At 37.8% G+C, this 13,385-nt stretch carries 14 protein-coding genes and 2 other annotated features; of the genes, 11 read left to right on the top strand and 3 right to left on the bottom strand.

What is annotated here, in order from left to right; translation table 11 throughout:
• Positions 1-34: 34 nt before the first annotated feature.
• The 3 genes from AN957_RS16480 to AN957_RS16470 all read left to right on the top strand — a co-directional run bounded on the left by AN957_RS16480 (position 35) and on the right by AN957_RS16470 (position 3,470).
• A complete protein-coding gene (locus AN957_RS16480) occupies positions 35-631 on the top strand; it encodes an AAA family ATPase (RefSeq protein ID WP_056685215.1) in 597 nt (198 codons plus the stop codon).
• Between the two features lie 879 nt (positions 632-1,510).
• Positions 1,511-2,533 (top strand): polysaccharide deacetylase family protein, encoded by a 1,023-nt coding sequence (locus AN957_RS27415; RefSeq protein ID WP_082446619.1) that lies wholly within the window; start codon positions 1,511-1,513, stop codon positions 2,531-2,533.
• Positions 2,534-2,642: 109 nt separating this feature from the next.
• Positions 2,643-3,470, top strand: coding sequence for a DUF2935 domain-containing protein (locus AN957_RS16470; RefSeq protein ID WP_056685212.1), 828 nt, complete (start codon positions 2,643-2,645; stop codon positions 3,468-3,470).
• Between the two features lie 35 nt (positions 3,471-3,505).
• On the opposite strand, the gene bcbE is transcribed toward AN957_RS16470, so the two are convergent.
• Entirely contained in the window at positions 3,506-4,762 is a 1,257-nt protein-coding gene (bcbE, locus tag AN957_RS16465; RefSeq protein ID WP_056685209.1) for a bacillibactin exporter BcbE, read from the bottom strand.
• Positions 4,763-4,918: 156 nt separating this feature from the next.
• Between bcbE and AN957_RS16460 the strand changes: the two genes are divergently transcribed.
• The 8 genes from AN957_RS16460 (at position 4,919) to trpA (ending at position 12,622) form a co-directional block, all read left to right on the top strand.
• The gene (locus AN957_RS16460) at positions 4,919-5,557 is read left to right on the top strand and encodes an MOSC domain-containing protein (RefSeq protein ID WP_056685206.1); all 639 of its coding nucleotides are present in this window, start codon (positions 4,919-4,921) and stop codon (positions 5,555-5,557) included.
• A 62-nt stretch (positions 5,558-5,619) separates the two neighbouring features.
• Positions 5,620-5,870: a binding site (T-box leader), on the top strand.
• Between the two features lie 37 nt (positions 5,871-5,907).
• Positions 5,908-6,178, top strand: a binding site (T-box leader).
• Between the two features lie 65 nt (positions 6,179-6,243).
• On the top strand, positions 6,244-7,644 hold the full coding sequence (trpE, locus tag AN957_RS16455) for an anthranilate synthase component I (RefSeq protein WP_082446617.1): 1,401 nt from the start codon (positions 6,244-6,246) through the stop codon (positions 7,642-7,644).
• Positions 7,628-8,239 (top strand): anthranilate synthase component II, encoded by a 612-nt coding sequence (locus AN957_RS16450; RefSeq protein WP_053476533.1) that lies wholly within the window; start codon positions 7,628-7,630, stop codon positions 8,237-8,239. The genes trpE and AN957_RS16450 overlap by 17 nt, the downstream gene beginning before the upstream one ends.
• Positions 8,211-9,236 (top strand): anthranilate phosphoribosyltransferase, encoded by a 1,026-nt coding sequence (trpD, locus tag AN957_RS16445; protein WP_053476532.1) that lies wholly within the window; start codon positions 8,211-8,213, stop codon positions 9,234-9,236. Before AN957_RS16450 ends, trpD begins: the two co-directional genes overlap by 29 nt.
• On the top strand, positions 9,237-10,031 hold the full coding sequence (gene trpC, locus AN957_RS16440) for an indole-3-glycerol phosphate synthase TrpC (RefSeq protein WP_053476531.1): 795 nt from the start codon (positions 9,237-9,239) through the stop codon (positions 10,029-10,031). It abuts the gene before it with no gap.
• The gene (locus AN957_RS16435; RefSeq protein WP_053476530.1) at positions 10,028-10,663 is read left to right on the top strand and encodes a phosphoribosylanthranilate isomerase; all 636 of its coding nucleotides are present in this window, start codon (positions 10,028-10,030) and stop codon (positions 10,661-10,663) included. Before trpC ends, AN957_RS16435 begins: the two co-directional genes overlap by 4 nt.
• Complete coding sequence (gene trpB / locus AN957_RS16430) at positions 10,638-11,837, top strand: tryptophan synthase subunit beta (RefSeq protein ID WP_053476529.1); 1,200 nt, start codon at positions 10,638-10,640, stop codon at positions 11,835-11,837. Before AN957_RS16435 ends, trpB begins: the two co-directional genes overlap by 26 nt.
• Positions 11,837-12,622 carry a tryptophan synthase subunit alpha gene (gene trpA, locus AN957_RS16425; RefSeq protein WP_053476528.1) on the top strand — a complete coding sequence of 262 codons (786 nt, stop codon included), beginning with the start codon at positions 11,837-11,839 and terminating at the stop codon, positions 12,620-12,622. Before trpB ends, trpA begins: the two co-directional genes overlap by 1 nt.
• A gap of 57 nt (positions 12,623-12,679) precedes the next feature.
• On the opposite strand, the gene AN957_RS28120 is transcribed toward trpA, so the two are convergent.
• Both AN957_RS28120 and AN957_RS16420 read right to left on the bottom strand, forming a co-directional pair.
• Complete coding sequence (locus AN957_RS28120) at positions 12,680-12,835, bottom strand: hypothetical protein (protein WP_172797648.1); 156 nt, start codon at positions 12,833-12,835, stop codon at positions 12,680-12,682.
• 148 nt (positions 12,836-12,983) lie between these two features.
• Entirely contained in the window at positions 12,984-13,175 is a 192-nt protein-coding gene (locus AN957_RS16420) for a hypothetical protein (protein WP_056685203.1), read from the bottom strand.
• Positions 13,176-13,385: the final 210 nt, after the last annotated feature.

Below are 13,385 nucleotides of genomic sequence, written 5' to 3'. Positions count from 1 at the left end.
CAGTCGGTTAATAGTGAAACTAAAGGATGGTTTTATGATTATTTGGATAAATGGCACTTTTGGTTCGGGAAAAACGACAGCTGCTTATGAACTGCATAGGAGAGTTGAAAATTCTTTTGTGTATGATCCAGAGAGATTTGGATATGTATTTATGAGGAATGTACCGAAGGATTTAGCAAAAGATGATTTTCAGGACTATCCATTATGGCGTGAAGCAAACTATACATTATTAAAACAACTATCTGATGAATTTAAAGGAGTCATTATCGTACCAATGACACTTACAAATGAATTATATTTCTTAGAGATTATCGGAAGGCTCAGAGAAAATAATGTACTAGTGAAACATTTTACATTAACAGCTTCAAAATCTACAATACAAAAACGTCTAAGGAAGAGACTAGAGGGAAAAAATTCTTGGGCTTTTCAGCAGATGGATAAACGGTTGAGCAGTTTATCGAATGGCTTATTCAAAGAACATATCCAAACGGATGCTATGTCTATTGTAGAAGTTGTAGAAACGATTGCGAAAAATTCAGGTATCGCTTTGAAGCCAGATAACCGTTCGATATTTAGAAAAATGGCAGATAGATTAGGTGTGAAGGCAAAAGAAATTAGTATTTTTAAATGAACCGATGATAGATTAATGTAAAATTTACAATTGCTTTAGCCTAGTAGAATGCTTGGGGATAAATCCTCAAGCTTATTTTGCATTATCTTATCTGAGAAATAAGAAGAAAAGAAGCTATAATTTTTGGGGAAATTATTTTGAAAGCTGGAGGTATTCTCAAAAATTGTCGAATTGGAAAACCCAATTAGTCATGGTGGTAACAATTCTTTTTTAAGACGCATATTGTCAATAATTTTGGGGGCAGAATGATTTTTTTCCTAGATACGAATAAAACAATTTATTGGAGGTAACTTCCAGGTAAATTAAAAAAGTCCGCTTCCATAAAGAAGCGGAAAAGAAAAAGAGACTATGGATCGAGTTGAATTAGTGAAATCAAACGACATATAGTATATGAAGTGAAATATATATACTATATATCGTTAAATGTGATTCTAGCATATTAGCAATGAATTAGCAATAATTTTATGGATATTTCTTAATTTTTACACAATTATCGTCTCTTATGCAATTATTCCTCTAGCATCCTCGCTACTTAATATTCTATTCCATTTGATGAATACAAAAAATATGTGAAAATAATCACTCCATTTTTCCATAAGGAATTGAAAACACTGTAAATATTATGTAGAGTTAAGAGAGTAGATTTATAGCGAAAATTTAATAGTTTTGTAAAATAAAACAGAAATATGACAACTTTTTTTACATCTCTAACGTCTATTTTATAACTACACAAAAGCAATGATTATACAAAACATCCAGAAAATGAAAAGGAGTGATAATTTACTCGTACTTTTGTTATACAACCTGGTTGACAGTAAAGAGTTCTTTATTGTTTATGATTGCTTCTAAGATTAACAAGAAATGGAAAGGTGAATTCTCGTGAGAAGAACAAGGGCAGGAAGAAGTAGAAAATTAATTAAGACAAAGGAAAAAGTAATCATTTCGGCTTTAGTATGTATCGCTTTAGTAGCAATGATTTTACAACCAGGAAGCAATAATGAAGCATTAGCTGTATCTAATTTCAAGCAACCAATTAATATGATGTATTCTTTTATGTCTCAGAGGAATTTTAATCAAGTTGATGAAATGAACGGCTCCATTTATCATTATTTCCGCTCAGTACATCTAAAGAAAAAAGAGGCAGTAAGTAAGCAAGATCAAGCAACTCCTGATGATAAGGTTCCGGACAAAGAGGTGAAAAAAGAAGAAGATACTGAGGCTGAAAAAGATGAGAATAATAATCAGGTAGGTTCAGAGAAAGCCGACAACCGAGGTGTAACACAGGTGCAAGATCATCAGGATGTAAACCTTCAAAAGGTTTATCTAACTTTTGACGATGGACCATCAGCCTATACGACTAGTATTTTAGAATCACTAAATTCACACGGGATGAAGGCAACATTCTTTATGCTCGAACCAAATATGAAAAAGTATCCTGATGAACTCAATCAAATCATTAATGAAGGACATGTCCCAGCATTACATGGGGTAACCCATGACGTATCGAAAATTTATCGTTCGGAGCAAACAGTTGTTGATGAAATGAAACAAGGGCAAGCAACATTATTGAACTTAACAGGGGCATTAACGCATTTAATCCGTACACCTTATGGGTCTGCTCCATATATGAAGCCTTCATATAAAGAGGCGGTTCAAGCGGCAGGTTTCCAATTATGGGATTGGACAATTGACAGCAACGATTGGAAATATCATAACGGTGAATTCGTCGGTCAGGTTATTCAACAAATGGAGAATTACCGATATAAGAGCAGCCCGATTGTTATTCTCCTCCACGATCGCAAATCAACGGCAGAGTATTTGCCATCTCTTTTAAAGTACTTACAATCACATGGCTATGAAACGGATGTTCTTAATGAAAAGCTATCTGCCTATAATTTTTAAATAAGAGTCCCCGGCATCCATTTGTGATGCCGGTATTTTTTTTGTCAAGAGGCAGCGTTTTTACATCTGGATTCATGTCATAAAAGACATATACAAACGATAAGCTGTTATGAGTGAATGTAAAAAGGGGGAGTGGAAGTTGGCTGTAAGCTTTGAAAAGACCGCTAAATTTGAGCACCGGTTTTGGCTGCAGGTGCTTGGTGATCATGCTCGTTTTTTGCATGATTCTTTAGCACCACAGGAAACTGAGCTAATTGATGCGGCAAACTATTTTATCCAAACGTTTGATCAGCTATTAGGCAGGATTGAAGTAGATCATTTAATTGAGCTGAGTGTAAGGGCTGAGGAGGAATCTTTAAAACTAAGAGAGTACAAATTGACTATTATTGAACGGCATCTTGTTGGAAAAGTGACCATTCACCTTGGTCCAACCTTTATTAATCATATGGTAAATGAACTGGATGAATATGTATTACTATTAAAGTATTTGAAAAAAGGGGAAGTGCCGCCAGTATTTCATGAATTACATCATCATTTAATTTGGTTATTGGATGCGGCTGGTCATTCAGGGGCAATTTCAGATAATATGGATCGGATTGAAAAGAAAATTAAAAGTGTAAGTGATGGGTACACAAAGGATTTTGAAGCCTTTTATTTAAAAGCAGTGGAAATGGCTGGATTTTTGCGTACGGGGGTGACCTCTTTCCCGGCGTTAGATAGATTTAATAATGACATTGCAGCAGAAATGAAATTATATATGAATTTTCTTCATGAAATTGAGGAGCTTGAGCTTAGTAAAGAAGCATTAGGAACATTTGCTCCTTTAATGGCTGATCACATGTATAGAGAAGAATGCTATTATTTAACGAAGCTAGCCGAAACAACACAAATAGAAGCACCTAAATGTGACCCGACAAAGCCAAGATTAAAGGAATGAAAAAGGACGAAAAGACCGCAATATACCTATTGCGGTTATTTTTCATCTGGCTTAATAGCTTTAAAGGTGGCTATCGCCGCTACAAGGGCGAGGATGCTTAGTATATAAAACAATGATTTTTCAGCATGCTTCATCAGGACTGCGATTGCAGGAGGACCAGCAGCTACTCCGACAAATCTCATTGAGCTATAAATAGATGTAATCGTTCCTCGTTCCTGTCTTTCAATTCCTTCTGTAATCAAAGTATCCAGGCATGGAAGACCAACACCAATCCCGACACCGCCAAATAGGAATAAGATGATCATAAACCATAAACTATCTGAAAAACTGAGGATGGCAATTGAAATGGCGGTAAGAACGGACCCGCCAAAAATAAGCCATTTCATTAATACTTTATTTTCCTTGATTACTTTCCCGGTTATAAAAGAAGCTGTACATAGGGCTCCAAGCGGGATGGCTAGGAAAAAGCCTTTTTTCACATTTTTTATATCATACGTTTTCTCTAGAATATCTGATAAATAAAACAATACACCAAAAAGAACAAACATCAAGATAGCGCCAATAATAAAAATAGCATATAACCATCTTCCGTTATTCTTAAAGGTTTCTTTAATGTTGGCAAAAAATTGTTTTAAAGGGACTGGCTCGAACTCCATATTTGCAGTTTTCACAAGAAAGATCATAAGTAAAATCGATATTAAACAAAAAACGGGAAATGAAAAAAAAGGTAAAAACCAAATAAATCCTGCTAATAATGAACCGAGTATTGGACTTAATACTTTTCCAAATGTATTAGCTGTTTCAATAATTCCAAGAGATGTACTCATCTCATCTTCATTTTTAAATATATCTCCTACTAAAGGCATGACAATAGGTGCTGCCCCTGCAGCCCCAATTCCCTGTATCGCCCGCCCAATTAAGATAAGCCAATAAGCATCATTCATTTTCCAAGCAGCCCAGCCAGAAATAAGTCCGCCAATACCAGCTATCAACAGACTAGGGATAATCACTTTTTTCCTCCCAATATGGTCTGAAATGATTCCAGCAACCGGTATTAGGATGATGGCTACGATTGAATACACGGTTAAAATCATGCTTGCTTGAAATGATGAAATGTTTAATTGCTTCTCCATTGCTGGCAAAACAGGGATAAGCATTGAGTTGCCTAGCGTCATTACAAGCGGGATTGATGCAAGAGCAAGGATTGCCCATTTTTTAATGGGAACATCGCCACCGTTTTTCCTATTATTCGAATCCTTACCGTTGCTCTGCAACTTTTCAACATGCTCCATTTGCTATTCCTTCCTTGAACATAATCAACCTACTATTAATATGGATTACTTTCATAAAAGTAAAAGATACATTTTTTGGTAAAATCACGAATGGTAAAAACTGTTTAGCTTTAAAGGTAATAAAAGGATAAAATGTAAAAAAACAGAGGTGATTAAATGGAGCAGAAAATACTTTCACTAAATATTGGCAGACCGAATTTACATGTTTGGAAGGGGAAGACGGAAAATTCGGCAATAGCAAAAAAAGGAATAGAAGAAGTTCTGTTGACGAAAAATGGTTTTATAGGAGATTATGTTGCAAATCGTGAATTTCATGGGGGACCCGAAAGAGCAGTTTGTCTCTATCCATATGAACATTATTGGCAATGGGAACAGGAGTTTAACCAGACATTGTGCAATCCAGCTTTTGGAGAAAATATAAGTGTAGAAAATATGCTGGAAGAGAATGTTTATATTGGGGATACTTTTACATTGGGCGATGCGATCATTCAGGTTTCTCAAGGACGGATTCCGTGTTCCACGATTTCAAAGCATAATCGTGTGGATTCACTGCTAAGGAGAATCGTCGAAACGGGCTATACGGGTTATTTCTTTCGTGTTCTGCAAGAAGGGACTATAACAAAAAATTCTAAGCTCACTTTAATCGATCGTAAACAGGAGAAATTTTCAGTGCTTAAAGGCAATCAGTTAATGTTCCATGATCGAAAAAACCGTGAGGCGATTGAAGAATTTCTGGAAATAAAGGAGCTCGCGGAAGTATGGAGAGAGAAATTTTTGAGGATGTTAGAAAATTAAAATAATTACGAAAGTCCTCTTGACACTTCATTCATTTTCAAATATTATAAAAAACAATATATCGGAAGGCAATGACGAAGAAGAGTAGCAAATACGGATACTTAAGAGAGCTGATGGCTGGTGTGAATCAGTGTGGATGTATGTGTGAATGGACTTCAGAGCCCCAAACTGAAAGCTGGTGAAAGCAAGTAGGCTTTGGCGAAAAGTCTCATCGTTACAGGAGACAGGCATTTAAATATTTTTTTTAGATGCTTGTTAAGTGAGCTGAATTTTTAGCTAATGAAGGTGGTACCACGGGTTTCTCGTCCTTTAGTGACGGGAAGCCCTTTTTGCGTTTACAAAACTTAATAATGAAATCGATGAGTAAGAGTAGTACATTGATTCGAATCGTTTCAGAGAGCCGGGAGAGGTGTGAGCCGGCACGAGGAGAGCAATCGGAATGGACTTACGAGAGGCTTCTTGAATGGCAGTAGGGGAGCACGGAATTCCACCGTTAATGGGATAGGGTATCGATGGAAATGTTTTTTTAAATGCCATTTTCAATCCGTACCTGATTGAGGGAGCATCTTTTATGCTCCGAACTTGAGGTGGCACCACGAATCAGCTTAAATCGTCCTCTATACGCACAAATTTTTTGTGTGTATAGGGGACTTTTTTATTTTTAAATAGGGCAGGAGGGAAATATTTTGGAAGCGGCAGAGCCATTTTTATTAACGGAAATAGAAGGAGATTTGTTCACACCTATTTTGATTTATCAAAGGTTAAGCGGTAAGAAAAAGTTTCTGTTGGAAAGCTCTTTAAAGCATGAGAATTCTGGGAGATACTCTTTCATCGGTGCTGACCCAGTTATGGAGTTAAAGGGGTTTGGTAATCAAACAATGGTTATCTCAGCTAAAGAGGCGGAATGGATACAAGATAAACCATTAGAAGTCTTGAAATCGATGATGCCGGAGAAAAAAATCGTACAGCAGGAAAGATTCCCTTTTTTCGGCGGAGCGGTAGGCTATGTTGGGTATGATGCGATTGCGCAATATGAACAGATTGGACTTACCCCGATTGATGAATTAGGTATTCCAGATGTGCATCTTCTGCTTTTTGAAGATGTAATCATATTTGATCATTATGAACAAAAGGTATTTTTTGCTGCCACTTCGCTATCAAATGATACCGATAAATCAAAGCTCAAACTTCGGCTTGAGAAGAGAAGAAAAGAAATTATGTATGGAACGGTTTGTGAAGATAGGAATCGCGTATGTATATCAGCCTTTTCACCTTTTATGAAAAAAGAGGAATTTATTCAAAAGGTAAAAATAGCAAAGGAGTACATTGAAAGCGGTGATATTTTTCAAGTGGTTCTTTCTCAGCGACTTCAAGCAACAATAAAAGGCGATCCTTTCTCCTTCTATCGGAAGCTGAGGGTGCAAAATCCATCTCCATATATGTATTATCTGGATTTTGGTTCCTATCAGATAGCCGGGGCGTCACCTGAGAGCTTAATTAAAGTGAAAAACGGCAAGATGACTGCAAATCCAATCGCGGGGACGAGACCAAGGGGAAAAACGGAAAAGGAGGATCTAAAATTAGAGTTTGATTTGCTTACGGATGAGAAGGAGCTTGCTGAACATCGCATGCTTTTGGATCTAGGGAGAAATGATCTTGGGCGTGTTTGTGAATTTGGCTCGATCCAGATAGAGAAAAACATGAAGGTTGAAAGATTCAAGCATGTCATACATCTCGTTTCTGAAGTAAGCGGGAAATTAACTAACTCTTTCTCGACAATGGATGCATTGATTTCATGTTTGCCAGCGGGGACTGTCTCTGGCGCACCCAAAATAAGAGCTATGGAAATTATCAATGAGCTGGAAGAAGTGAAACGAGGTCTATATGCAGGTGCGGTCGGTTATGTTTCCTGGAATGGTAGTTTGGATTTTGCTCTAGCCATCCGCACAATGGTTATTAAGGAGGGCAAAGCCTACATTCAGGCGGGTGCGGGAATTGTCCATGATTCCATCCCAGAAAAGGAGTACGAGGAAACACTTCATAAATTAAGAGCATTTTTGGAGGATCAAGATGATACTGCTGATTGATAATTACGATTCGTTTACGTATAACCTATATCAGTATTTAGGGGAATTAGGTGAGGATGTACTTGTTGTTAGAAATGACAAAATTACAATAGATGACATTGTTGGTTTAACTCCTGATGCAATTGTCCTTTCGCCAGGACCTGGAAGACCGGAACATGCAGGGATCTGTCTAGAAATCATACAAATATTTTTTCAAACTGTGCCTATTCTAGGCATTTGCCTTGGGCATCAAGCGATAGGATTTGCCTTTGGAGCCACTATTGATCGTGCTAAGGTGATCAAGCATGGAAAAATATCAAAGCTCAAACATAATGGCTCAAGTTTATTTCAATACATGCCACAGCCAATTGATGTCATGCGTTACCATTCATTAGTAATTGTTTCAGGCTCTTTGCCTGGAAGCTTTAAGGTGCTTGCTAGATCATTGGAAGACAATGAGATTATGGCGATCCAACACGAACAATATCCCTTATTTGGATTGCAATTTCATCCGGAATCAATTGGAACAGTGCTAGGGAAAAAAATAATCGAAAACTTCTTAAATCATATTGGGAGGGAGAAGAAGAATGAAGCACATTCTACAGCAGCTATCTGAAGGGAAGTCATTATCCTCAGACGAAATCAATCGTGCCTCAGAAAGTCTCTTTTCAAAGGAGATAACCGATAGTGAAATAGCTGCCTTTTTAATCGGATTGAAAATGAAGGGAGAAACGGCAGAAGAAATTGCTGGGATTGCAGCAGCATTAAGAGAAAGATCGCTGAAGTTTGACAAGAGAATTCCGGATATTATGGATAATTGCGGGACAGGTGGCGATGGAGTAAAGAGCTTTAATATTAGTACAACATCCGCATTTGTCATTGCTGGTGCAGGAATACCTGTAGCTAAACATGGAAACAGGAGCATTTCAAGTAAGACAGGGAGTGCAGATGTTTTAGAGCAACTTGGCATCGATTTAGCCTCAACTCCAGAGGTGACAGAAGAAACGTTGGAAAAGGTGGGGATTGCCTTTTTATACGCTCCTCATGTTCATCCCCAATTAAAAAAGATCATGAAGGTTCGAAAAGATCTGCGAATACCAACCATTTTTAATTTAATTGGCCCACTGACAAACCCAGTTGAATTAGAAACACAGCTACTTGGTATTTACAGGCGTGACATAGTTGTTCTATTCGCAGAGGTATTAAAAAAGCTAGGCAGAAAACGGGCGATTGTCATTAATGGGGCCGGATATATGGATGAAGCTTCTCTTCAGGGCGAGAATTTTTTAGCCATTCTGGAAAATGGATTGATCACGGAAAAAGTATTACACCCTGAAGAATTCGGTCTATCTATCTATTCAAATGATTCAGTCAGAGGAGGAGATGCAAAGGAAAATGCGGATATTCTTCTGAGAGTGTTAAAAGGCAAAAAAGGACCGTATAGAGAAACCGTTCTTCTTAATGCAGGCATTGGTATATTCACCGCTGGGAAGGCAAAGTCAATTCATAAAGGAATTGAGCTAGCAAAAGAAAGCATTGATTCCGGGACTGCCCTTAATAAATTGCAGCAGCTTATTACAGAAAGTCAAAAGAATCAAAAACAGGTGATATAAATGTCTACTATTCTTGATGCAATATTGGCAGAAAAAAGAAAGCAGATTGTGAAATTAAAAGAGGAAATGAATGAGGTTCGGCTGCCAGTCCAACGTAAAAAAAGGTCATTTATTAAACATCTGCAAACAACGGATGATCTTGCAATCATTGCTGAGTTCAAACGGGCTTCCCCATCCAAAGGGGATATAAATGTAAATATGAATCTACAAGCTCAAGTACTTGATTATGTTCATTTTGGTGCAGATGCCATTTCTATTTTAACGGATACTCCTTTCTTTAAAGGCAGCTTTGCAGATTTGGCTGCAGGTAGAGGGGCAGTGGATGTACCGATCCTATGCAAGGATTTCATTATCGATGAAGTACAAATGATGAAGGCGAAAATGGTTGGAGCGGATTTAATTTTATTAATAGCGGCTGCATTAGATGAATCAAGATTGATAGAGCTCTCTCATTTTGCAATGGAACATGGGCTCGAGGTATTAATGGAGGTTCATAATGAAGCAGAAATGGAAATGGCACTATCGTCTGGTGCAAAGTTGATTGGGGTAAATAACCGAGATTTAAAATCCTTTACCGTCGATTTATCTGTAACTGAAACGCTAGGTCCTATCATTAGAAAAGAGGGAGCTTTTCTAATTAGTGAGAGCGGGATCAAATCCCCGGTGGATGTGCAGCGGGTGATAGCTGCAGGAGCAAATGGTGTTCTTGTTGGTGAGACGTTTATGGAAGCAGATAACCTAGAAGAGATATTTAAAGGAATGAAACATCCTCATATAGGAGGGACTGTAAAATGAAGATAAAGATATGCGGTATTACAGATCTTGATACAGCAATAGCGGCAGTTGAATATGGTGCGGATGCTCTTGGTTTCGTGTTTGCTGAAAGTAAAAGAAGAATCACCATTGATCGTGCGAAAGAAATTATTAAGGTACTTCCTAAAAATTTTTTAAAAATAGGTGTATTTGTGAATGAGCAAAAGGAAACGATCGAGAGAATTTTAGAGGAAACTGAAATTAATGCGATCCAGCTTCATGGGGATGAGTCACCGGATGATTGTGCCGGCTTTTTAACTCCAGTCATAAAAGCAATAAGTATTGGATCAGCAAAGGATATATTAAAAGCCGATGAATACGAATGTGAGTATCTATTGCTTGATAGTCCTAAAGGCAAATACCGAGGCGGGAATGGCACCTCTTTTGATTGGGGAGTAGCAGCTGGGCAAAAAGTGAAAAGAAAAAAAGTCATTTTGGCGGGAGGTCTAACACCTGGTAATGTGATAGAAGCCATTCAAATCGTTCAACCTTATATGGTTGATGTCAGCAGCGGGGTTGAATTAGATGGGAAGAAGGATAAAGAGAAAATTAAAAGGTTTATAGATGAAGTAAAGGGGAGGAAGAGAAATGGAAACATACAAATTGCCAGATGAACGCGGGCACTATGGAATGTATGGAGGCAAATTTGTTCCTGAAACATTAATCCAAGCGATTGTAGAACTGGAGGATGAGTATAAGAAAGCAATTGAAGATGAACAATTTAACGATGAATTAAATACGCTTTTGAAAGAATATGTTGGACGTGAAACGCCCTTATATTTTGCGGAACGACTAACGACATTTGCAAATGGTGCGAAAATTTATTTAAAGCGTGAAGATTTAAATCATACAGGCGCACATAAAATTAATAATTCTTTAGGTCAGGCGCTTTTAGCTTCGAGGATGGGAAAGAAAAAAGTGGTCGCTGAAACGGGTGCTGGTCAGCACGGGGTTGCAACAGCAACCGCATGCGCGTTATTGGATCTTGATTGCATTATTTTTATGGGGGCAGAGGACATTAAAAGGCAGCAGTTAAATGTATTCCGAATGGAGCTACTTGGTGCAAAGGTGATCAGTGTTGATACAGGAAGTGCAACCTTAAAGGATGCTGTTAATGAAGCACTGCGATACTGGGTTGCGAATGTAGAGGACACCCATTATATTCTTGGATCAGTTATGGGACCTCATCCATTCCCAATGATTGTCCGTGATTTTCAAAGTGTAATTGGGATGGAAACGAGACAGCAGTATGTGGAAAAGGAAGGAAGACTGCCTAATGCAGTAGTCGCTTGCATTGGGGGTGGAAGCAATGCAATGGGAATGTTTTATCCATTTATTAATGATGAAAGTGTGCGAATGTATGGAATAGAAGCAGCAGGATTCGGGCTAGAAACGAACAAACATGCGGCATCATTGACGAAAGGCAGTCCAGGCATCCTCCATGGGGCATTCATGTATTTGCTGCAAGATGCAAATGGACAAATTCAGGAAGCCCACTCGATTTCAGCTGGGCTTGATTATCCAGGGGTAGGACCAGAACATAGTTATTTAAAAGATATTGGCCGTGTCCAATATGAATCCATTTCGGATAAAGAGGCATTGGAGGCTTTAAAGCTTCTTAGCCAATTAGAAGGAATCATTCCAGCTTTAGAAAGTGCTCACGCTGTTGCCTATGCGCTTAAGCTTGCGAAGAAACTGAATGCCGATGAAGGGCTAGTGGTTTGCTTATCAGGTAGAGGAGATAAAGATATGGATACTGTTAGAGCTAAAATGGGAGGGGGAGTATAATGAATCGAATTGAAAAGGTGATGCGAAGGATAAAAGAAAATAATGAAAAAGCGTTTATTCCATATATAATGGCGGGTGATGAAGGATTAGATGCATTGCCAAAACAAATAACCTTCTTGGAGAAAGCAGGGGCAACAGCTATAGAAATCGGCATCCCTTTTTCAGATCCTGTTGCTGACGGACCCGTAATTCAAGCGGCTGGGATAAGGGCACTGCAAGAAGGCACGACACTAAAGGCGGTCATTCAAACAATGGCAGGGGTTCGTCCAATTGTTCATGTCCCCCTAATTATAATGACATACATGAACCCCATCATTGCTTACGGGATTGAGAAATTTATTGAAGATAGCTATCATGCAGGAGTTGATGGACTGATATTACCTGATTTACCAGTTGAGGAAGAAGGGCTGGTGGCTCCTTTAGCAGAAAAATACGGTGTTGAAATCATTAGGCTTGTGACATTAACGAGTCCGCTTGAACGTATTAAGGAGATCTCATCGAAGGGAAAAGGATTTATTTATGCGGTAACGGTAAAGGGGATTACCGGCGCAAGAAATAGGTTTGATAAGCAGGTCGGGGAGCATTTGCAAAGGGTAAAAAGTGTTAGCTCCTTGCCAGTATTTGCTGGGTTTGGTATTTCAACCCCTTTGCATGTAAAGGAAATGAATCGTTATTGTGATGGAGTCATAGTCGGAAGTAAGATTGTTGAGCTATTTAGAGAGAAAGAACTGTCAGCGATTGAAGAGCTGATTAAAGCTGCAAACATAATGAGGACAATAAAATAGTGAACAATATTTATAGTAAGGTAAAAATCCCCATTTAAATTAACGGGGATTTTTACCTTACTTTTTATTCACTTGCTTTCCGCTTTTTTTCTGACTTTGTGAAGAATTATTCCTAATTTGGAACTCTGAACCAAGTTCGATATCATTATGCTTATCTTGTTTTTCAATTTGTCCCCTAGTTTGATCAGAGTTAGAATGTCCTTGTTTATTCATTGTAAACCCTCCAATAAAATGATTACATTATTAATATGCACATTTTGTATTGGGTTAGTCAGGTGATTTCTTCCTTCTTTCATAAGAGGATTCCGTTAAATCAAAATATTTTTCAATAGTTTAGGGTTTCAACGTTTAATCAATAATCTTATTCCTGGTTGATAGACTTAGGGTAAATAATCTTTTTGAATTTTTTAAATAGCAGCTTGAACCCTTTAACCGAAGCAAGTTCTAAATTTGAAGGGCCAAAGACCCTTTTGTTTACAAAAAAATAAATCAGCTCTTCAACAATGGCAATCACGCAAATTGGAATGACAAACAATAGGATCCAGAAAGTCATGTTTTTCCCCTTCCTTCATTCGCTTTCTTCATGTATATTCAAAGGAAACAATGATTTTACCTTTTTAATACCCAATTCTATATAATTTTTGTATAATATTGGATATGAATAGTGGGACAGAATTTGTTATGATTTTGTTATAGAAGATTCATCCCTACTTCTCAAGTCCTAGAGAATAATAGTTCTCTAGATTCTTATGGCGATTGTTAG

Origin of the sequence: Cytobacillus solani (assembly GCF_001420595.1) — a bacterium.
In the GTDB taxonomy this organism is placed as follows: domain Bacteria; phylum Bacillota; class Bacilli; order Bacillales; family Cytobacillaceae; genus Cytobacillus; species Cytobacillus solani.
Note: the sequence above shows the minus strand (reverse complement) of the source record. Positions and strands in the feature narration are given on the sequence as shown.

Excerpts from the sequence above, each read along its gene's own strand:
- AN957_RS16480 (WP_056685215.1), top strand. The coding sequence starts at position 35 with ATGATTATTTGGATAAATGGCACTTTTGGTTCGGGAAAAACGACAGCT.
- AN957_RS16470 (WP_056685212.1), top strand. The coding sequence starts at position 2,643 with ATGAGTGAATGTAAAAAGGGGGAGTGGAAGTTGGCTGTAAGCTTTGAA.
- bcbE (WP_056685209.1), bottom strand. The coding sequence starts at position 4,762 with ATGGAGCATGTTGAAAAGTTGCAGAGCAACGGTAAGGATTCGAATAAT.
- AN957_RS16460 (WP_056685206.1), top strand. The coding sequence starts at position 4,919 with ATGGAGCAGAAAATACTTTCACTAAATATTGGCAGACCGAATTTACAT.
- AN957_RS16450 (WP_053476533.1), top strand. The coding sequence starts at position 7,628 with ATGATACTGCTGATTGATAATTACGATTCGTTTACGTATAACCTATAT.
- trpD (WP_053476532.1), top strand. The coding sequence starts at position 8,211 with ATGAAGCACATTCTACAGCAGCTATCTGAAGGGAAGTCATTATCCTCA.
- trpC (WP_053476531.1), top strand. The coding sequence starts at position 9,237 with ATGTCTACTATTCTTGATGCAATATTGGCAGAAAAAAGAAAGCAGATT.
- AN957_RS16435 (WP_053476530.1), top strand. The coding sequence starts at position 10,028 with ATGAAGATAAAGATATGCGGTATTACAGATCTTGATACAGCAATAGCG.
- trpB (WP_053476529.1), top strand. The coding sequence starts at position 10,638 with ATGGAAACATACAAATTGCCAGATGAACGCGGGCACTATGGAATGTAT.
- trpA (WP_053476528.1), top strand. The coding sequence starts at position 11,837 with ATGAATCGAATTGAAAAGGTGATGCGAAGGATAAAAGAAAATAATGAA.
- AN957_RS28120 (WP_172797648.1), bottom strand. The coding sequence starts at position 12,835 with ATGAATAAACAAGGACATTCTAACTCTGATCAAACTAGGGGACAAATT.
- AN957_RS16420 (WP_056685203.1), bottom strand. The coding sequence starts at position 13,175 with ATGACTTTCTGGATCCTATTGTTTGTCATTCCAATTTGCGTGATTGCC.